This window comes from Natronolimnohabitans innermongolicus JCM 12255, assembly GCF_000337215.1.
In the GTDB taxonomy this organism is placed as follows: Archaea; Halobacteriota; Halobacteria; order Halobacteriales; family Natrialbaceae; genus Natronolimnohabitans; species Natronolimnohabitans innermongolicus.
The window spans coordinates 56407-75369 of the sequence record NZ_AOHZ01000052.1; the positions used below are offsets into that span (position 1 = coordinate 56407).

At 64.7% G+C, this 18963-nt stretch carries 21 protein-coding genes; 13 read left to right on the plus strand and 8 right to left on the minus strand.

Going from position 1 to position 18963, the window contains the following annotated elements; translation table 11 throughout:
* Positions 1-68: 68 nt before the first annotated feature.
* On the minus strand, positions 69-791 hold the full coding sequence (locus C493_RS11740) for a DUF5828 family protein (protein WP_007259657.1): 723 nt from the start codon (positions 789-791) through the stop codon (positions 69-71).
* 228 nt (positions 792-1019) lie between these two features.
* Here C493_RS11740 and upp point away from each other — a divergent pair, with 228 nt between their 5' ends.
* The 3 genes from upp (at position 1020) to C493_RS11755 (ending at position 2707) form a co-directional block, all read left to right on the plus strand.
* A complete protein-coding gene (upp, locus tag C493_RS11745) occupies positions 1020-1697 on the plus strand; it encodes a uracil phosphoribosyltransferase (RefSeq protein ID WP_007259658.1) in 678 nt (225 codons plus the stop codon).
* A 56-nt stretch (positions 1698-1753) separates the two neighbouring features.
* The gene (locus C493_RS11750) at positions 1754-2131 is read left to right on the plus strand and encodes a cupin domain-containing protein (RefSeq protein WP_007259659.1); all 378 of its coding nucleotides are present in this window, start codon (positions 1754-1756) and stop codon (positions 2129-2131) included.
* Between the two features lie 69 nt (positions 2132-2200).
* Complete coding sequence (locus C493_RS11755) at positions 2201-2707, plus strand: hypothetical protein (RefSeq protein WP_007259660.1); 507 nt, start codon at positions 2201-2203, stop codon at positions 2705-2707.
* Positions 2708-2813: 106 nt separating this feature from the next.
* Here the strand turns inward: C493_RS11755 and C493_RS11760 are convergent, their stop codons facing one another.
* A complete protein-coding gene (locus tag C493_RS11760; RefSeq protein ID WP_049889329.1) occupies positions 2814-3023 on the minus strand; it encodes a YgaP family membrane protein in 210 nt (69 codons plus the stop codon).
* A gap of 154 nt (positions 3024-3177) precedes the next feature.
* The gene (locus C493_RS11765; protein ID WP_007259662.1) at positions 3178-5334 is read right to left on the minus strand and encodes a S9 family peptidase; all 2157 of its coding nucleotides are present in this window, start codon (positions 5332-5334) and stop codon (positions 3178-3180) included.
* 147 nt (positions 5335-5481) lie between these two features.
* On the opposite strand from C493_RS11765, the gene C493_RS11770 reads away from it, so the two are divergent.
* Positions 5482-6345, plus strand: coding sequence for a hypothetical protein (locus C493_RS11770; RefSeq protein WP_007259663.1), 864 nt, complete (start codon positions 5482-5484; stop codon positions 6343-6345).
* A 30-nt stretch (positions 6346-6375) separates the two neighbouring features.
* On the opposite strand, the gene C493_RS11775 is transcribed toward C493_RS11770, so the two are convergent.
* Complete coding sequence (locus C493_RS11775) at positions 6376-7035, minus strand: IMPACT family protein (RefSeq protein WP_007259664.1); 660 nt, start codon at positions 7033-7035, stop codon at positions 6376-6378.
* 131 nt (positions 7036-7166) lie between these two features.
* Here C493_RS11775 and C493_RS11780 point away from each other — a divergent pair, with 131 nt between their 5' ends.
* Complete coding sequence (locus tag C493_RS11780) at positions 7167-7589, plus strand: DUF7522 family protein (RefSeq protein ID WP_007259665.1); 423 nt, start codon at positions 7167-7169, stop codon at positions 7587-7589.
* 132 nt (positions 7590-7721) lie between these two features.
* Here C493_RS11780 and C493_RS11785 read toward each other — a convergent pair whose 3' ends face one another.
* Complete coding sequence (locus C493_RS11785) at positions 7722-8225, minus strand: hypothetical protein (RefSeq protein ID WP_007259666.1); 504 nt, start codon at positions 8223-8225, stop codon at positions 7722-7724.
* A 135-nt stretch (positions 8226-8360) separates the two neighbouring features.
* Here C493_RS11785 and C493_RS11790 point away from each other — a divergent pair, with 135 nt between their 5' ends.
* Positions 8361-9122 carry a hypothetical protein gene (locus C493_RS11790; RefSeq protein WP_007259667.1) on the plus strand — a complete coding sequence of 254 codons (762 nt, stop codon included), beginning with the start codon at positions 8361-8363 and terminating at the stop codon, positions 9120-9122.
* A 32-nt stretch (positions 9123-9154) separates the two neighbouring features.
* On the opposite strand, the gene hisB is transcribed toward C493_RS11790, so the two are convergent.
* Positions 9155-9745: an imidazoleglycerol-phosphate dehydratase HisB gene (gene hisB / locus C493_RS11795; protein ID WP_007259668.1), complete on the minus strand. Its 591-nt coding sequence runs from the start codon at positions 9743-9745 to the stop codon at positions 9155-9157.
* Positions 9746-10072: 327 nt separating this feature from the next.
* Between hisB and C493_RS11800 the strand changes: the two genes are divergently transcribed.
* Positions 10073-10345: a hypothetical protein gene (locus tag C493_RS11800; RefSeq protein WP_007259669.1), complete on the plus strand. Its 273-nt coding sequence runs from the start codon at positions 10073-10075 to the stop codon at positions 10343-10345.
* 167 nt (positions 10346-10512) lie between these two features.
* On the plus strand, positions 10513-12042 hold the full coding sequence (locus tag C493_RS11805; RefSeq protein WP_007259670.1) for a TrkH family potassium uptake protein: 1530 nt from the start codon (positions 10513-10515) through the stop codon (positions 12040-12042).
* 475 nt (positions 12043-12517) lie between these two features.
* Here C493_RS11805 and hisA read toward each other — a convergent pair whose 3' ends face one another.
* Entirely contained in the window at positions 12518-13255 is a 738-nt protein-coding gene (hisA, locus tag C493_RS11810) for a 1-(5-phosphoribosyl)-5-[(5-phosphoribosylamino)methylideneamino]imidazole-4-carboxamide isomerase (protein ID WP_049889330.1), read from the minus strand.
* 330 nt (positions 13256-13585) lie between these two features.
* Between hisA and C493_RS11815 the strand changes: the two genes are divergently transcribed.
* A complete protein-coding gene (locus C493_RS11815; protein WP_007259672.1) occupies positions 13586-14767 on the plus strand; it encodes an inorganic phosphate transporter in 1182 nt (393 codons plus the stop codon).
* A gap of 37 nt (positions 14768-14804) precedes the next feature.
* A complete protein-coding gene (locus C493_RS11820; protein ID WP_007259673.1) occupies positions 14805-15233 on the plus strand; it encodes a universal stress protein in 429 nt (142 codons plus the stop codon).
* A gap of 20 nt (positions 15234-15253) precedes the next feature.
* On the opposite strand, the gene C493_RS11825 is transcribed toward C493_RS11820, so the two are convergent.
* Positions 15254-15781 carry a hypothetical protein gene (locus C493_RS11825; RefSeq protein ID WP_007259674.1) on the minus strand — a complete coding sequence of 176 codons (528 nt, stop codon included), beginning with the start codon at positions 15779-15781 and terminating at the stop codon, positions 15254-15256.
* A 425-nt stretch (positions 15782-16206) separates the two neighbouring features.
* Here C493_RS11825 and C493_RS11830 point away from each other — a divergent pair, with 425 nt between their 5' ends.
* The 3 genes from C493_RS11830 to C493_RS11845 form a co-directional block, all read left to right on the plus strand.
* Positions 16207-17388: an inorganic phosphate transporter gene (locus tag C493_RS11830; protein WP_007259675.1), complete on the plus strand. Its 1182-nt coding sequence runs from the start codon at positions 16207-16209 to the stop codon at positions 17386-17388.
* 300 nt (positions 17389-17688) lie between these two features.
* Positions 17689-18078, plus strand: a complete 390-nt coding sequence (fer, locus tag C493_RS11835; RefSeq protein WP_007259676.1) for a ferredoxin Fer — start codon at positions 17689-17691, stop codon at positions 18076-18078.
* A 206-nt stretch (positions 18079-18284) separates the two neighbouring features.
* A partial coding sequence (locus C493_RS11845) for an A24 family peptidase (RefSeq protein ID WP_007259678.1) occupies positions 18285-18963 on the plus strand: 679 nt, incomplete at its 3' end.

Here is an 18963-nt window from a genome sequence, read left to right on the forward strand (position 1 = left end):
GTGTGTGCCGCCTTCGACGCTCGACTCGAGCGCCGACAGCGGTCGACGGCTCGTCGAATCGACGCTCGTCAGTTCGTCGTCGACTTCGAATTGTCCTCGGGCTCCGGCGGCGGTTCGGCGCCCTCGATCGCTTCGGCCGCGTCGGTGTCCTTCTCGACGCCGACGTGCCAGCGGTCGATCTCGTCTTCGTACTCCGAGAGCAACTCCGAGACGTCGTCTTTCAGGACGTCGTCGTTGACGTTGACCTCGAAGACGAACTGCTCGCCGTTGTCGCCGTTGCGCGCGGCCTGCTGGACGTTGGCGCTGATGAGTTCGTTGTCGAAGTAGTACGGCGCCAGCTGCGTCATCACGTTCTGGTAGACCGTGTCCTCGACCCGTCGCAGCGCCTTTCGACCCGCTGAGTCGGCCGCGCGCGCGACGTAGTCGATCGACTCCTTCCAGTTGTCCATCGCCGCGCCGGCGTCGTCCTCCTCGAGTCGTTCGTAGGACTCGGAGAGCTTTTCGCCGGCGGTTTTGATGTCCTCGTCGGGGTTTTTGCCGGCTTTCTCGCCTTTGCCTTCCTCGACGCTCGCCTGGTCGGCAGTCTTTTCGCTGACGTCCGTCTCGAGGGTCTCGTGGGCCTTCGGCCGCCACTCTTCCCACTCCTCGAAGGCGCGGGTGAATCGGGCGTCGGCCGACGATTCGGGGTCGTGGACGCCGGCGTCTCGGAGGGCGCGCGTGATGCGCTCGCCGTGTTCGACGATGTCGCCCCAGTCGCCGCGGACCTTGAATCCCGAAATGCTCTCTTCCATTCGGCTGGCCGGATGGTAGGAGGGCGATTGCTATAAACTTCTCCGCCATCCACCGCAGGCCGTTTCGAGGGGGCGGATCGACCGGATTCGACCGCTTCCGGTCGGGTTCGACCGTCCTCGTCGTCCTCGAGTCTCGGCGTCGTCGAGTGTGACTGGGTGGCTCGGTTGTCCGCCCCGCACTCGCGGCTGATCGATACTGTGAACTATCCGGCGACGGCCAGTAGGAGTATGCCGATCGAAAACCGGGACGAAGCCTATCTCGTCACCCACGCGCTGGCAAAGGACACGCTCTCGCGGCTGCGGGACGTCGAAACCGAGCAGGTCAGCTTCCGGAAAGGGCTGGTGAAACTCGGCCGCATCTGCGGCTACGAGATCATCGACGGCCGGATGGAGACCGAGTACGTCGAGATCGAGACGCCCCTCGAGCCCACGATGGGCGAGCGCGTCCGCGGGCTCGACGACGTCGTCATCATCAACGTGCTTCGTGCGGCGACGCCGTTCGTCGAGGGACTGCTGAAGGCGTTCCCCCGCGCTCGACAGGGCGTCATCAGCGCCAGCCGCGACGAGGAGGCCGGCCGCGACGACGACGGCTCGTTCCCGATCACCGTCGACTACGTCAAACTCCCCGAGATCCACGAGGAAGACACCGTGATCGTCGCCGATCCGATGCTCGCGACGGGGAGTACGATGTGTACCGTCCTCGATCACGTCATCGAGAACTCGCCCGAGCCGGAGAACCTGATCGTCCTCTCGGCGGTCTCCGCGCCCGAAGGGCTGCTCCGCGTCGACGACGAGTGCCCCGAGGCCGACCTGCTGACGGTCTCGATCGACGACCGCCTCGACGACGACGGCTTCATCGTCCCCGGGCTGGGCGACGCCGGCGACCGGGCGTTCCGGACGACCTGAACCGGTCCCCGATTCGTTCCCGTCGACTTTTTGCCGATCCGCGCAGACGCGACGGTATGGACTACAGCGTCGTCGATCCCGACGAACTCGAGGCGGTCGAGAACCGACCCTGTGATCTCCGCCGGCTGAGCGACGCCGCCGGATTGGAACACGTTGCGATCAACCGGTTCCGCGCGGAGCCGGGCGAGCAGTTGCCGCTGGCGTATCACTACCACGAGCAACAGGAGGAGGCGTTCGTCGTCACCGCCGGAACCCTCCACGTGGAGACGCCTGACGGCGAATTCGAGGTCGGCGAGGGCGAACTGTTCGCGGCCCAGCCCGAGTCGGCACACCGGGCGTACAACCCCGACGACGCCGACGAGACGCTCGAGGTCATCGCCGTCGGCGCGCCGCCAGCCGAAGACGATGCCGTGGCGTACGACCCGGACGAGTAGTCGCCACAGCGTTGGCGACTCGAGCAGTAGTCGGAACACATATTTTTCTCGAGAACGTGTCAGATCGCTATGGGCCTTCGGCTGTGGGTCGCCGAGGAGACACCCGAACACCAATCGCGGACCGACCACGACACGTGGCGGGAGTACTTCCTGAATCCAACCGACGTGGCCGGACTCTTCACCAGAGCGACGCTCCTGTCCGTTCTCGCCGCTACGCTCTCCATCGTCGCTGCAATCGTCGAAATTGCCGTCGTTCAGCCGACGGCGAACGCGATCAGCGTCTGGGCGCTGCTGTGCTCGCTCGCCGCCGCATCGCTGTCGATGTTCGGATACGCGCTCTGGTCCGTCGGCCAACAGCGGCGGCTGAAACGCCACCGAGCGGCCGACGACGAACCACCCCTGCTCGAGCGGCCGGTCCGCGCGCTCCAGATCGCGTTCACGGATGGGGACGAACTCGACGAGTACGAAGCCCGCGTCCAACGAACCGTTCTCGGACTCCTCCTGAGTCTGCTCCTCGGCGCGCTGCCCCTCAGGATATTCGGCGGTGCGCTCGTCCACTCTTTGCCCGTCGCGTAGCGCGGAGCACAGTCTTCGAGCGCTACAACTCCAGGCGGGTACGCTCGTCGAACGACTCTACTCGTCGAACGAGAATGTAACCGGGCGCGCGGGTGACGAGGGCGCGCTAATCCTCGCCCTCGACGCCACAGGTGTTGATCCCGAACAGCGCGTTTAGCGGACAGCGCTGGATGACCGCGGTCGCGAAGACGTCGCTGCCGGCGACGAACGCGAGCGTGCCGACCGTTCGATCCCGGTTCCGGTAGCCGTAGACGAGCAGCGCCACTCCGGCGACGATCCGCCAGATGCGATCGATTCCGCCGACGTTCCTGTCCATGCCGTCGCGAACGGTCGGGAGCCACGTATCGGTTTCCCTGCACCGATCACGTTCGGTCGCTCCGTCCGGCCCGAACCCCTTCGTTTCCGGTCGAACTCGAGTCACCCCATCCCTCTCGGCGCTGACTGACCCCTTCGCTTCCACTCGAGCGCGGTTACTCGTCGCCGTCTGCGTCGCCACCGTCGCGTCCCCGCTCGCCCGCACTCGAGAGCCCCGCCCCGCGGTCGCGCTCGAGTGCGGGTGCCACGTCCCGATACTCAGAATAGCCGTCGAACCAGCGCACGATTCGCTCGAGGCGGTCGACGACGTGGGCGGGTTCGCCGGAGCGCGAGAGTTCGTGGCCCTCCCGTGGATACCGTACCAGCCGGGTGTCGACGCGGTGTTTCCGCAGGCCGCGGTAGAACAATTCGACCGTGTTCGCGGGCGTTCGGTAGTCCCGGTCGGCGTGGACGAGCAGCGTCGGGGTGTCGACGCTCTCGACGTGGGCGGCGGGGGACTGCTCCCAGAGGGCTTCGGGATCGTCCCACGGCGTCGTTCCGTAGTCGCCCTCGAGTAGCTGAAAGGCGTCGCTCGAGCCGTAGAAGCTGGTGAAGTCGTAGAGGCCGCGCTGGGCGACGGCCGCCTCGAACCGATCGGTCTGCGTGACCGCCCAGGCGGTCATGAAGCCGCCGAAGCTGCCGCCGGTGACGAACGCCGACTCGTCGTCGACGTACTCGCGCTCGCAGACGGTCTCGAGGCCGGCGAGAACGTCGGTCAGCGTGACCGCGCCCCAGTCGCCTTCGATGGCGGTCGCGTGCTCTTCGCCGTAACCCGTCGATCCCCGCGGATTGCACCAGAAGACGACGTAGCCGGCCGCGGCGAGCGTCTGGAACTCGTGCCACATCGTCCCCGCGGTCGTCCAGTGGGCGTGCGGGCCGCCGTGGATCTCGACGATCAGGGGGTACGTCTCGCCGGGCGAGGCGTCGGCGTCGAACTCCGGCGGCGTCAGGAGCCAGCCCTGGATCTCGGTGGTCTCCTCGTCGGCTCCGCGTTCGCCGTCGTCGCCGGCTCCGGCGCCACCCGCCCCGGCGTCGACCTCGAACCACACCTCCTCGGGCCGGCGAACGGGGCGATCCGCGAGGTAATCGCCGTTGACGCGCGTCAGTCGGTGGGGTTCGTTCCCGCCGCGGGTGGTCACGACCACGTCGCCGGGGTGGTCCCACTCGCTTTCGACGTACGCGACGGCGTTTTCGCCGACGTCGAACTCGGCGATCGTTCCGCCCTCTCCGTAGATCCGCGTTGGTTCGGCGCTTGCGTCGGCGGGAACCGTCCAGCAGACGCGCGAGCCCTCGTCGGGGGTCGTAAAGTAGATCGTCTCGCCGTCTGGCGCCCACCGGAACTGACAGCGGCCACCGATCGTCCGATCGAGCGGTTCGGTCGGGGTCCGAACCTCGCCCGTTTCGGGCTCGAGAACGCGGATCTCGGTCTGGCGAAGCGACGCCCGCTCCTCGGGCGTGTACTCGAAGGCGACGCGGTTGTCGGCGGTGGCGTCGATCGATCCCGAGCCGAGCCAGCCCGACGTTTCCGCGACGGGCGCGGCGCGATCCGACTCGAGGTCGTGCTCGAGCACCTCGTAGCGCAGCGAGTCGTCCGGATCCGCGCCGGTCTTCGTCGCGTAGTAAAGCGTCTCGCCGTCACCCCACGTCGGGCTCACGTAATCGGCGTCGCCGTCGGTGACGCGAGCGAGCGCGTCGGTATCACCGTTTGACTCCGCTGAATCCGACAGCGCCGCCTCGAACTCGAGGACGTAGACGTGGCGCCGCTGGCCGTCGAAGTACTCCGTCTCGGCGCGGTAGACCGTGCGATCGATCACGCGCGGATCGGGCTCCTCGCGCTCGTAGTCGGGGTCGACGGACAGGTCACGCTCGTTCTCGCGGTCCGCGGCCGTCACCCGCTGTGAGAAACACAGCCGCGAGCCGTCAGGGCTCCACTCGAGGTCGTCGATCCCGCCGACGACGGCCGTGAGTCGGCGCGCCTCGCCGCCGTCGGTCGGAAGGGCCCAGAGCTGTTCGCGGTCGCCTTCCCCGCGGGTGCTGGCGAACGCGAGCCAGTCGCCGTCGGGGCTCCAGCGGGGCTGGCCGTCGACACCTGCGCTCGCGGTGAACTGCGTCGCTTCGTCGCCGCCGACTGGGACGACGTGGATCGTCGCGCCGTAGGACTCGTCGTCCTCGGCCGTCTTCCTGACGAACGCCACGCGCTCGCCGTCCGGCGAGAGTCGCGGCGCGCCGGCGACGACGAGGTCGCGGTAGTCGGCCGCTTCGATTCGGTTCATACCTCGAGTCGGAGCCCCGACGCTATATAAGTCAGCGACGCGGAAGCCGCGACGCTCGTCCCGACGACGAACGATTCGCCGACGGACAGTACAGCTGCCTGTCGAGAACCCGTTAGGATTTTATCAGTAGCGCGGGTATTTCCGCCCGTGTCACGCCGAAACGCGGCGGACGCAGCGTCGCTCGAGGGCGACGATTCGGCGTCCGCGAACCAAGATTGGGCCTTCCCGCTCGTTGCTGCCGTCTACGGCGGCGTGTTGCTGGCTGGTCTCACGTCGGCGGTCGCGATTCCGCTCGACGGCGGGCCGCTGGGTCTGAGCGGGAGCTACGCGGCTGGTTTCATCGCCGGGTTCGTCGGCGGATTCGTCCTGGCGCGAGTCGACGCGCGGCTCCCTGCCCGACTCGGACGGACGGGTGGTCACCGGCTCGGGACCGCCGCCCCGTCGCTTCCCTTCTTCGGAATCTGGCTCGTCTCGTCCGATCCGGCCGCCGAAGCGGTCGCACTGGTATCGACGCTTCTCGTGTTCGCGACGGGACAACTGCTGTCTCAGGTGGCCAGCAACCGGTACGTCGATTCGGTCACCGCCGGGGAACCGTCGGCGACGTGGCGGTGGGAGCCGCCCGGTTCGCTCCGTCTGGATCTGCTCGTCGGCGCGCTGTGGGGCGTTCTCGCCGCCGCCAACGCGGCCACCGGTAACTGGCAGTCGGCGCTTCTGTGGCTGACGCTCGGTGTGATGTGGCTCGCGAGCGGCCTCGCGGAAGGGCGGTGGTCGCTCGGCGCCGGGCGTGATCGCTGTGAAATACAGGTCTACGACTCCGGACTCGTCAAGCGACGCCCCTTCCTGCAGACGTTCGTCTCGTGGGACGAAATCAACCACGTTCGGCTCCGCGACGGCGAACTCGTCCTCGACCGCGGCTTCCGGGACGTCCGCCTCGAGCGCGACGCCCTCGAAGACGCCGACGGCGTACTCGAGGCGATCGACGAACGGATCGCGGGCGCCGCGTTGCGCTGACGGTGCCTATCGTCGCCGCCGGCCGCTCGATCACTCGAGGTCGACCCGCCCGCTCGTCGCGCTGCGCAGTCGGTCTCGTAACGCGTCGGCCTCCTCGAGGGGGACCCGGACGTCGAAGGAGACTTCGGCCTCGTAGGCGGCGTCGAACTCGTGGCCCGCGCTCTCGAGGATGCCCCGGACGGTGCCGGAGTCGTCGTACTCGACGGTGATCGAGACCGTTTCGTGGGGTCGTTCTTCGACGACGCCGGCTTTTTCGACGGCTTCGTTGACCGCCCGGGAGTAGGCCCGGACGAGGCCACCAACGCCGAGGTTGGTCCCGCCGTAGTACCGCGTGACGACGACCGCGCAGTTCTCGAGATCCTGCTGTGTGAGGACGTTCAGCGCCGGCTTTCCGGCCGAACCGGAGGGTTCGCCCTCGTCGCTCGAGTACTCGCGGAGGAATCGACCGCCGGCGCTGGCTCCCGGACCGTCGCCGCACGCTCCATCGTCCGCGGCGCCGCCGCTTCCGACGCGAACCCGATACGCCGGCACGTTGTGGGTGGCGTCGGCGTACTCCGTTTGGACGGCGTCGACGAACGCCTCGGCCTCGTCGACGGATTCGACCGGCCGGATTCGGCCGACGAACTCCGAGCCCTGCACGACGAACTCCGCGGTGGCCGGCCCGGCAATGGTCAGGTACGTGTCGTTCACGGGGACTCTCCTCTCACGTGTCCACGGGTGTACGCGCGGTGGAAAAAAGAGCGCGTCGGTCCCGCCGCTACCGACGTATCGATTTCCGGATATCCAATACGTTCTTGAGCCCCGATGTGGTGCAGTGTGGTATGGGCGATGAGAACGATCCGCAGACAGAAACTATCGACCGCTCGCTCGCCGAGGAGTTACTTAGCGTCAGCCGGACCGCCGTCGGCGACGAACTGCGAAGCATTACGTACTTCACCGACGACGAGGTCGAACAGATCTATCTCCGTTCGGACCTCGACCAGACGGCCGACCTCGTTGGATTCGCCGACCACGAGCGTCTCGGCTTTCACTCCCAGTCCGCCTACCGAAACACCCAGCTCGGCGAGTACCGGGCGACGGTTCGAATGTTCGAGAACGGCTACCTCTCGCGGGTTATTCGCGGCCCCCACGGCGTCTGGGTGACCACCGACGGCATGTCGATGGACCGCTTCAAGGAGCTCACAACGGCGACTGCGACCGTTCTTGACGAGTACGCGGACGGGGTTCCGACCGACGACACCTGATCCGACGCGACCGTCGACGGCTGACATCGGTCGGATGCGGCCATTCCTGTTGCTACTGGCTATCGGTACTCCTGGTCAATAGCTACCGCCACCCGCAACACCAGCGTCTCGAGCGACGACCGCCGACTCGGGCTACTGTAACTCGATCTTCCGGACGAACTCGAGGTTGCGAATCTCGGTGATCACCTCGCCAGGGAGGTCCTGGTCGGTGATCAGGTACAGCTGTGGCTCGTTGGTGAACTCGGGGTCCTCGCTGATCGTCTGGCGGATCGAGATGTCGTTGGCCGCGAGCGTCCCCGTCACGCCGGCGACGATCCCCTTCTGATCGGCGTCGTTCGGCGTCACCGTCAGCACCGTCAGATCGAGTACCGGCGCCAGATCCATCAGGCTCGGCACCTGCGAGATGTTCTGGAAGATCCGGCGCAGTTCCTGATCTTCGAGGATGACGTCGGTCGTCGAGTCGACGACACGACGGTCGACGCCGATCTCGCGGGCGATTCCCGTGTTCGGGATCTCGATCCCGCCGGAGACGACTCGGCCGTCGTCGTTGACCGAGAACCCGCGCTCGAGCAGGAGTCGAATGACCGCCTGCTGGCTCGGCGATCCCTCGAACTTCTCCATGATTTCGTCGAACATTCGTTACGGAGTGTACGCAAGCCTGCCTATAACATTCGGTGATTGATTCCGTTCGGTGCAGTTACTCGCGTCCCGGCCGACTCGCGGATCGCGTCTGACGGACGATTTTTGCCGGTCCAGTCTGTACGCCATCGCATGCGCGAACTCCGAACCTGCGATTTTTGCGGGGCCGACGCCGTCGGCACCTTCGAAATCGTCCCGCCCGAACTCGAGCCGACCGAAGCCGAACAGCGACGCGTCGTTCTCTGTCCCGACTGCAAGGGGACGCTGCGTGACCTTCTCGAACCGCTGCTCGATCGCGCCGGCGTCGACGGCGACGCGTCGACCGACGACGAATCGGCCAACAAGCGTTCGGCCGACGCCCGAGCGCGTTCGGACGATGTCCACTCGAGCCGCTCGGACCACTCGGACCACTCGAGCCAGCCGCCCGCCGAACGAGCCGACCCGGACGCCGACACGGCTGCCGGAACCGAACCCAGCGACGAACCGACGTCCTCGAATGCGCCTTCACCCGCCGTCGAACTCGAGGGCGGAATCACGTTCGAACACGCGGACGAGTCGCCGGCTGACGACGCCGATCCGTCCGCCGCCGACTCGGACGAAACCGAACACGACGAGACCGACGGGACGGACGAGACGGTCGAACGTGGCGGCGACGAAGACGACGGACCGTCCGACGAATCGGCCGATAAACCGCCCGCAACGCCGCCGTCACGGGCCTACGGGAAGGTCATCAGACTCCTTCGGAACCGGGAGTTCCCGATGAAACGCAGCGACGTCGCGTCGCTCGCCGCCGGCGCCTACGACCTCGAGGACCCGGAGGTCGACGAGATCATCGACTACGCGATCGAGGACGGCGAGTTCGTCGAAAACCGCGGTAAGCTGAAACGGCCGTAGATACCCGCTGTCCCGGCTTCGCGCTCAGCGCGTCAGAGCGTTCCCTTCGTACTCGGCGTTCCCTCACGGCGCTCGTCGAATCTGGTCGCATCGTCGAGCGTCCGCGCGAGCGCCTTGAACAGCGCCTCGACCTCGTGGTGGGCGTTTTCGCCTCTGACGACCTCGAGGTGGACTGTCAGACCGGCGTTCATCGCCAGCGATTCGCCGAAGTGACGGGCCATATCGCTCGTGAAGTCGCCGATCCGGGCCTGCGAGAACGTTCCGTCGAAGTAGCATCGCGGTCGGCCGCTGACGTCGACGACGGCGCTGGCGACGGCCTCGTCCAGGGGCACCTTTCGATCCGCGTAGCGGACGATGCCCGACCGATCGCCGAGCGCCTCGTCGAAGGCCTCGCCGAGGACGATCGCGACGTCCTCGACGGTGTGGTGGTCGTCGATCTCGAGGTCGCCGTCGCAATCGACCTGCAGATCGAACAGCCCGTGTTTGGCGAACGACGTCAGCATGTGGTCGTAAAAGCCGATGCCGGTGTCGACGTCGGCCTCGCCGTCGCCGTCGATCTCGAGGGTGAGGTCGATCGTCGTCTCGGCCGTCTCGCGGGAACGCGTCGCTGTTCGCTCGCTCATATCGCTCCGATAGGCCCGCCGGTACAAGGCGATTGCGCTCGCCGCGAGTGATCCGTCGCGCGCGACCGACCGCCGACGGGAATCGGTTGCCGATCGGCGCCACAGCCGTCCAGTGACGGAACCGTTCGACTCGAGGAGCGATAGTTTCGACGAACGGAATAACGCCTTCAGAACAGTTATTGAAATATCTAACTATCTCTAAGACGGTTTCGAAACGACGTATCGGAACCGTTCTGCCGGTGAAACGAACCGAAATGATCCCAATGTTCTACCGCTTATATGATGGTCTTGGTGAATGTCGTGTGTATGATGAGGTGAATCGACTCGATGTCAAACTCCTCCCCGCTCTCGAACGAATCGATCGGTCGGTCAGGCCCCGAACCGGATCGACAGCGCGATCAGTCCTCACACACGCTCTTGCAATCGCTCAAAGGGTCGACGCAGTTTCTCTCGTTCTGGGTCGCGGTCGGACTCCCGTTCGTCCACCTGCCGTTGCTCGCGCAAGGGCTCGGCAATCCCCAGAACACGCTTGCGTTTCTCGCGTTGCTGGTAGTGAACGTCTTCGCTCTCTACGTCGGCCACGGATACAAGCAGTCGTGATATCGCCAGCTCGTCCTCACGCCGATGGTTCCGTCTCATCGTCAGTTCGGCACTCTCTGTCGTCATCGCAGCGCACTTCGTCGTCATCTCGGCCCCATCTCGTCGCTCCCGCCGTCGGTTCGTTCCGAACCCATTAATGCCCTCCTTCGCGGACCTGTAGACAGTCAATGCAGATTCGCGTCGACTGGCGCTCGAGTTGTAGCCTGACCGGAACGGTCCTGAAGTGGCTCGCCGTGCCGCTGGCCGTGCCGCTCGTTCTGGCGATTTTCGACGGCGACGATCCGCTGGCGTTTCTGGTCGCGATCGTCGCCACGGCCGCCGTCGGCGTCGCACTCGAGCGATTGAGCGAAGAGCGCAGTCTCGGCCAGCGGGAGGCGTTCCTGATGGTCGCACTGACGTGGCTCGGCGTCGCGATGATCGGCGCGATTCCGTTCTATCTCACCGGCGTCGGCGGGGATCCCGAGTCGGCGTTTTCGGCACCCGTCGGCGGACTGGTTAACGCGCAGTTCGAGAGCATGAGCGGCCTGACGACCACGGGCGCGACCGTGATGAGCGGCTGGGACTTCGAGAATCAGTCGCGGGCGATCTTGCTCTGGCGACAGCTGATCCAGTGGCTCGGCGGGCTGGGTATCCTGATCGTCGCCATCGGGCTCCTCTCGAATCTCATGGTCGGTGGCGCCCAGCTGATGGAGACCGAATCCCAGTCCCGAAACGTCCGGAAACTCCGCCCACATCTCGACGAAACCGCGCGTCTCATCTGGGGGCTCTACGTCGGTCTCACCGCCATCGCCGCGGCGACGTTCTTCGCGTTGCACCTGGCCGGCCTGGCGCCCAACATGGACCTCTTTAACGCCGTCGCCCACGCGTTGACGAGCGTCGCGACGGCCGGGTTCTCGCCCGAACCCGACAGTATCGGGGCGTTCGAGCCCGTCGTCCAGTGGGCCGTGATGCCCTTTATGATCCTCGGGGCGACCAACTTCGTTCTCCTGTACTACGTCACGCAAGGCGACGTTCGACAGCCGCTTCGCTCCGAGGAGTTCCGATTTTACATCGGCGTCATGGCCGGCATCAGCGCCATCGTCGCGACCGTGATCTGGATCGATCCCGAGATCACGATGGGACTCGAGGAGACGATCCGACACGGCCTGTTCAACGTGATCTCGCTGGTGACGACGACGGGCTACGCCTCGGCTGACTTCGCAGAGTGGTCGACCGGCGCGACGCACATGCTGTTTCTCTGTATGTTCATCGGCGGCATGGCCGGCTCGACGACCTGTTCGATCAAATCCCTGCGCTGGCTCGTGACGCTCAAGGCGTTCCGCCGGACTCTCTTTACCTCGGTCCACCCCGAGGCCGTCCGGCCGATCCGCCTCGGCGACACCGTCGTCGACGAGGACACCATCCGCGACATCTACGCCTACGTCCTGCTGGCGATCCTCCTCTTTTTCCTGCTGACCGTCTTCGTCGTCGTCGACGCCGCTCGAGCCAGCACGCCCGTCAGCGAGTTCGAAGCCCTCGGCGCCTCCGCGTCGATCTTCCTCAACATCGGTCCCGCCTTCGAGAACGCCGGCCCGATGGACAACTACGCCGGCTTCCCCGTCACCACCCGCGCCGTCATGATCGCCATGATGTGGGTCGGTCGCATCGAGATCATCCCCGTGCTCGTGTTGCTGACGCCGGCGTTCTGGAGATCCTAAGAAACGAAGTTTTGCTCTGCGGGTGCGCCGCAGGCGCACCCTCGGCAAAAATTCGATTAAAAGCACTTCTCCCTCCCCGATGGGTCGGTCGGCGGCCCGCTCGCTCAGCCGCTGGCTTCGCTCGCGGTGGTCATCGTGTGATCACCTGCCCTCCCCCGGATCGCACGGCTCTCGCGTTGCTCGAGCCGTGCTCCCGGCCGATAAATCCACGTGGCGCGCGCTGAGACGCGGTGAACGCCAGTGAGCCGCGGAGCGAACGCGTGCGAGGGATGAACGAGGGAACGAAGTGACCGAGTGAATCGGCTGGGGAGGATGTGGAATCCCTAGTCGTCTGTGGCAGGACACGTTCGGGTCGTCTGCAGGCGAACTACTGCCAGCAGTCGATTCGACGCGCGGTCTCGATCGAGATCGAGCGTCGACAGCACGCTCGAGTCGTCCTCGAACTCGAGCACACAGCACGGTGATACTACTCTTCTCACTCGCTGACGACGGATTGGGCCGCCTCGAGCGAGAACGCCCCTTCGTACAGCGCACTGCCGACCACGACGGCCGCCGCACCGGCTTCGTCGAGCGCGCGCACGTCCTCGAGGGTCGCCACGCCGCCGCTCGCGACGACGGGAACGTCGGTCGCCTCGACCAGTTCCCGTACGGGCTCGGTCGCCACGCCCTCGAGTTTCCCCTCGACGTCGACGTTCGTAAACAGGATTCCAGCGGCTCCAAGCTCCTCGTAGCGCTCGGCGGCCTCGACGGGCGAGATGCCGGCGCCCTCGGTCCAGCCCTCGACGACGACCTCGCCGTCTTTCGCGTCGAGGCTGACGACCACGCTGTCGGGGTGGGACTCGCTGATCTCGGCGACGATCTCGGGGTTCTCGACGGCCGCAGTGCCGAGGATGACGCGGTCGACGCCGCGCTCGAGGAGATCGATCGCGTCCGCGGCGGTCCGGATCCCACCGCCCAGTTGCGTGGGGACGTCGACGGTCTCGAGGACGGCGTCGATGGCGTCGCCGTTGGCTCGCTCGCCCTCGAAGGCGCCGTCGAGATCGACCAGGTGCAGCGACTCGGCGCCGGCGTCGATCCACCGCCGGGCGGCCTCGACGGGTTCGCCGTAGGTCTTCTCGGTGCCGCGCTCGCCCTGGACGAGCTGGACGACCTCGCCGTCCTGGACGTCGACGGCGGGGATCACTTCGAACTCGGGAATCTGAGACTCGCTCATGGCTGTGCGCAGGCGCGACGGGCGCGTAAAGCCACCGACTTCGACTTTCGGACCGAGCCTGTACTCGATCGAGTGGAGCCCTGTCACCCCGCTCTCGGTGTCGACTACGGCCGAGTGGATGTGCTGTTGTAACTGCTCTCCTCGGTCGTGACCGTAATCGAATCGCGGCTATCTAAGGATGTATGAAAACTGTCATGACTGTATAATGCTATATTTTTGAGACCAACACTTCACTGCGTGAATCACTACGAAGAGTGGAGTAGTAGCCTGTGAACACAGTACAGCGAGTGTCCAATACTTATTTCCTCGAGACAGTCGTATCGTCTGTCGATGGTCGAAACCTTGCTGTTGATCGGGGTCATCGCCTCGATTTTCGTCGGATTTAATATCGGCGGATCGTCGACGGGGATTACTTGGGGGCCGTCTGTCGGTGCCGGGATCGTAAAGAAGACGACCGCGGCAGCGGTCATGACCGTTTTCGTCTTTCTCGGCGGAATCACTGTTGGACAAAATGTGATGGAGACGCTCAGCGAGGGCATCATCACGATCGACCTCACGCTGTCGGCGGGGGTTGCCGTTCTCTTCTTTATCGGATTGGGAATCCTCGTCGCCAACATCTTCGGCGTTCCCGTCCCGACGTCGATGACGACAGTCGGCGCGATCGCTGGGCTCGGACTGGCGACCGGGACCTTGAACTACGCGACGATTGTGGAGATCATTTCGTGGTGGGTCGTCACGCCGATCATCGGCTTCTGGATCGGCGGCATCATCGGTCGGTACATCTATCCGGAAGTCAATCGACGGGTAACGATCGAGAAATCCGATGGGCCGTTGCTAACCTTCGATAGACAGGGGACGGTTCCGACGCCCGCGTTCGGTCCGAACACGACCTGGAGTGAACTCGGCACCACGGCGGTCGTCCTCGTGACCGGCTGTTATATGGCGTTCAGCGCCGGGGCGAGCAACGTTCCGAACGCCGCTGCGCCACTGGTCGGCGAAGCCGGACTCGAGGTGAACACCGCGGTCATCATCGCGACGCTCGCGATCGGTCTCGGCGGATTTACCATCGCCCGCCGAACGATGGATTCGGTCGGCGGAGAACTGAGCGATATCCCGCTGCTCGCGGCGCTTTTCGTCATGGTGACAGCGTCAACGATTACGACTATACTCTCCTGGATCGGCATCCCGATCAGTCTCGTAATGGCGACCGTAATGACCATCGTCGGAATCGGCTGGGGCCGGGCGACCCGGCCGATTACGTTCCGCGAGGCTGTCACCCGCGAGCCCGAGGTGGCGGAGCGCGAGATCGAGCTTGGTGCGATCGTCGCCGAAGAGGAAGAAGACGAACCGACTCCGCCGATCGGAGAAGAAGAAGCCGAAAAAGTGCTTCACGGAAGCGATCTCTTCAATCCTCGGGCAGTCATCAAGTACGTCTCGATGTGGATCATCGGTCCGTCGATGTCGACGCTCCTTGCCTACGGGTTCTTCACGATCGCCCCTGGTGTCGCCTGACAGGGGACTTACGTTACTGGCTATCGAAGCTTCCCCTATGCTCTCGAACGTTCTCGTTCCGATGGACGACTCCGAGCCCGCTGGCCGCGCCCTCGAGTACGCGCTCGAGAACCATCCCGACGCCGACGTGACCGTCCTCCACGTCGTTGGCGTTCCGTCGATGATGATGGGCGACGCAGTGGCGCTCACGCTCGAGGACGATCTCAGCGAGGCTGCCGCTGAGCGCGCCGAACCGGTGTTCGAACGCGCACACGACATTGCGGACGAACTGGATCGGGAGATCGAAACGATCGTCGGTGTCGGTCACCCCGCTCGGAACGTCATCGACCGTGCTGACGACTACGATACGGTCATTCTCGGTAGCCACGGCTCGGACCGAGGTCGCGCGACGCGCCGATTTCTGGTCGGGAACGTTGCCGAGACAGTGTCAAAGCGAGCGGCGGTACCGGTCACGATCGTTCGATAGAACGATTCCCCATTTGATCGCTACTCGTCTGCTCCGTCCTCGATCGATTCTTCGACGAGTTCCTCGACCTGGTCTTCTCGAGGCCGGCGGTCGACGCGTTCATTGACTGCTTCGACCTGTGTCTGTACCCCTTCGACCTGTTTCTCGACGGTTTCTCCGACGGATTCTTCGACCACTTCTCCGACGGATTCTTCGACCACTTCTTCGACCGATTCTTCGACCTGCGTCTGTACCCCTTCGACTTGCTTCTCGACGGTCTCCTCGACCTGCGTCTGTACTTCTTCAACTTGCTTTTCGACTGTTTCTTTGACCTGGGTCTGGACCTCTCCGACCTGTTTCTCGACGGTCTCCTCGACCGCCTGGGTCATCCAGTCCGGATCGAATCGGGCCATCTTCCAGACGACGTGGACGACGTACGACGCGAATACGCCGACACCAAACGCAATTCCCACGTTCGTGTCGAGCGTTGCGATCAAGACGATCGAGAGGGCGATCAACGCTCCGTAGGCGAGATCGATCGCTGCGTCGACGCGAACCGGGTTCAACATCGCAGCGTCTCACCCGGCTGGTCCGGACGGCAACGCTCCGACTGTCGAATACGATAGCGATTACGGACCGAACGAGTATCCGAACTGCACCAACTGTCACGCCGTCGAGTCGGTTCCCTTTCGTGATGCATGATATCCAGATGTACGGTGCGTATAGTTGAAATTCTTTGGCAAGACGGTGCGAGCACCCCGTCGAGATCGGCTGTCTGCCAGCTAGCAGTTCCACGGTGTGAACGCCTCGAGATGGACGTTCGAACTCGAATCCGAATTGATCAGCGCGTTCTTCAGTAGGATACGTTCGATCTCGTCGTATCACCTGGAATCTCGGACTGTGCCGCCGTTCCAGTGAGGCCGAGTGAAGACGCAGCCGCCTGACAGCGGGCAAACACGGCTACTTTTACGATCTCACCGAGTGAGTGCTAACTGTGACAGAAGTACTGCTTATCGTGGGGATTCTCGTCGCGATGTTCGTCGGTTACAATATCGGCGGTGCGACGACTGGTCCCGCGTTCGGCCCGGCCGTCGGCGCGAACGTGATCACCAAGTTGATGGCCGCCGCGTTGATGTCGATTTTCTTCTTCCTCGGCGCGGTGACGATCGGACCGAACGTCGTTACGACGCTCGGTGAGGACCTCGTTCACACCACCGAAATCTTCACGATGCGCTCGAACGTCGCCGTCCTCTTTTTCATCGGCGGCGCGCTGTTCGTCGGCAACTACGCGGGCGTCCCCGCGTCGACGTCGATGACGGCCGTCGGTGCGATCGCCGCGCTTGGGCTTGCAACGGACGAACTGGCCTGGGACGTCCTCGGCGAGATCGCCGTCTGGTGGATCGTGGCGCCGATAATCGGTTTCTGGGTCGGCGGTCTCGTCGGTCGGTACTTCTACCCACAGATCAACGCGTGGGTCGCGATCGAGGGGAGCCGCGGCGGGAGTCCGATGGTCTCGGTCGATCGCTCGAGTACTGTCCCGCGATTGCAGTTCGGGGAGAACGCCGACCGTCGAGAGATTACCGGCGCGTTGGTCGTCGTCGGTATCGGTTGTATGATGGCCTTTTCGTCGGGAACGAGCAACATCGCTAACGCGATCGCCCCGATCTACGGCACCGGCGACGTCGACATGCTCACGCTGATTCTCATCGGCTCCGCGGCCGTTACCATCGGCTGTTTCACCATCGCACGCCGCACCATGGAGACACTCGGCAACGACATCACGAACCTCCCGCTGACGGCCGCAATCGTCGTCGCCGTCATCAGTTCGACGATCGTCGTCGCCCTCTCGTGGATCGGCATCCCCGCGAGCTTCGTCGTCATCGCGACGATGTCGATCATCGGCCTCGGTTGGGGTCGAGCGACCCGAACGACGACGATCTCGGACGTTCGTCAGGGCGAGGAAACTCGCGTCTCCGTGGGCGCGCTCACGGCCGAAGAGGAGGGCGAGCAGGCCCCGGAGATCGGCGAGGAACAGCCAGAAGACATCCCGAAGGCGTCGGATCTCTTCGATCCCTCGACGACCGCTCGAGTCATCCTCATGCAAAACGTTGTGCCGATCATCTCGACGGTCGGCGCGTTCCTGACGTTTCGGTTCGTCCCGATCTTCGGATTCTGAGCGGTCGTCGCGAATCCGACCCGACCCGACTGCCGCTGGTTGCCGACCGATCGCCGCCGTCCGCCAACGCCGACCGATCGCCGCCGGTCGATTCCGCCCGCCGCCGACAGCTCTCAGAAAGCGGCAACCGAGATGCCGGCTGGGGCGTTCCGGTGAAAGATTTCTTTTTTGCTGCCCGTTTTCCCGCGCAGTAGTTGACGCACATTGACATTCTTTCCTTCGAATGTCCCAATTCCGCGTCAAAGACAATTTAGGACCGAACAGCAAGCTATACCAGTGCGGGCCGTGAAGCGTCGGGTGATGCCCACGGTAGAATACCTCAACTACGAAGTGCTCGACGACCAGGGCTGGGATATGGACGACGACGACCTCTTCGAACAGGCGGCTGACGCCGGCCTCGGCGAGGAGGACTACGGTACGCTCGACGTCGCCGAGGGTGAGTACATCCTCGAGGCAGCTGAGGCTCAGGGCTACGACTGGCCCTTCTCCTGCCGTGCAGGCGCCTGTGCGAACTGTGCCGCCATCGTCAAAGAGGGCGAGATCGACATGGACATGCAGCAGATCCTCTCGGACGAGGAAGTCGAGGACAAGAACGTCCGCCTGACCTGCATCGGTTCCGCTGAGACCGACGAGGTCAAGATCGTGTACAACGCAAAGCACCTCGACTACCTGCAGAACCGCGTCATCTAGACGTCCGATCCAACAGTCACCATTCGTTTTTTGCGAGTTCGGGAGACGGTATCGTCGCCACAGGCACTGTCGCCGTTACCGTCACTGTCGCCGTGGCCGTCGTCGACCGATACATCCGTCCCTCGCGAGCCGTCGCCCCTCGAGTCGTTACGGTCGCCGGCGACTAGCCGAAAGGATAACACGTCCCCGCTTCGAGAGTGTCGCCTGTGACACTCGCCGACGTTGCGACGACGCCCGATCTCCTGCGGCTCGTTGCCGTTCCCGTCTTCGCCTGGGTCGCGATCCGCGACATCAAGACCCGACGCGTCTCGAGTACCGTCTGGATCCCCCTCGCCGTGCTCGGCGCGATCCTGCTCGTCTGGGACGGCGCGCTCGCCTGGGACGCCGGCGGGACGGCCTGGAGCCACGAGTTTCTCATCCCGACGGCGGTGAGTCTCGGCTTCGTCGTCCCCATCGCCTACCTCTTCTGGTGGTTCGGCGGCTTCGGCGGCGCCGACGCGAAGGCGCTGCTCGTTCTGGCGTTGTTCTTCCCGGTCTTTCCGCAGTACGCCGTCGGCTCGTGGACGCTGCCCGCGACGACGACGCCGATCGAGACGTTCTCGTTTACGATCCTCACGAACGCCGTGGTCATCGGCCTCGCGATCCCGATCGCCCTCGCGGTGCGCAACGCCGCCTCGGGACGGATCACCGCCGTCATGGCCATCGGCTGGCCCGTTTCGACCGATAGCGTCCCCGAAACGCACGGTCGCCTGCTCGAGACGCCCGACGGACCCTCCCGTGGCGGACTCGACCTCGACGCCCTGCGGATGTACCTGCGCTGGCGCGGACTGACGCTCGCGGACGTCCGCGAGAACCCGGCGCAGTATCTGTCTCTTATACACATCT